This is a genomic window from Arthrobacter sp. JCM 19049, from assembly GCF_001310435.1.
The window spans coordinates 1-710 of sequence record NZ_BAXF01000828.1 but is presented as its reverse complement, the minus strand read 5'-3'; the positions used below and the strand labels follow the sequence as shown (position 1 = coordinate 710).

1 protein-coding gene is annotated in these 710 nt (G+C 68.9%); it reads left to right on the top strand.

The window, feature by feature from the left end; genetic code table 11:
- Window positions 1-702 (top strand): sensor histidine kinase (locus JCM19049_RS16565; protein WP_279403468.1); only part of this gene is annotated, 702 nt, incomplete at its 5' end.
- Window positions 703-710: the final 8 nt, after the last annotated feature.

The window sequence follows — 710 nt, the reverse complement described above, 5'->3', positions numbered from 1 at the left end:
TCCGAGGTCGCCACCTTCGTTTCGGCCCAGCTGTCCCTGGCCGAGCTGGACGCGTCCAAGGCGATGCTGCTCGAGGCCCAGGTCCGGGCGCTGCGCGCCCAGATCTCCCCGCACTTCATCTACAACTCGCTGAACGCGATCGCCTCGTTCATCAACACCGATCCGGCCCGCGCCCGGGAACTGGTGATCGAGTTCGCGGACTTCACCCGCTACTCCTTCCGCCGCCGCGGGGACTTCACCACCCTGGCCGAGGAGTTGGAGGCGATCGACCGCTACCTGCTGCTGGAAAAGGCCCGGTTCGGGGAGCGCATCCGGGTCTCCCTGCAGATCGCCCCCGAGGTGCTGCCCACCCAGATCCCGTTCCTCTCGCTGCAGCCGCTGGTGGAAAACGCGGTGCGCCACGGCCTGGAGGCCAAACCCGACGGCGGGCTGATCTCCATCACCGCCACCGACGAGGGACAGTACGCGATGATCCAGGTCGAGGACGACGGGGCCGGGATGGACCCGCAGAAGCTCTCCAGCGTGCTGGCCGGGACCACCACCAACCTGCACGTGGGGCTGCGCAACGTGGACGTGCGGCTGCGCCAAATCTACGGGTCGGGCCACGGACTGGTGATCGACACCGCCCCCGGGGCCGGCACCCTGATCACCTTGCGCATCCCCAAGTTCGTGCCGCTGCCCGACGCGGAGATCGGCGCCTAGCCACGGCG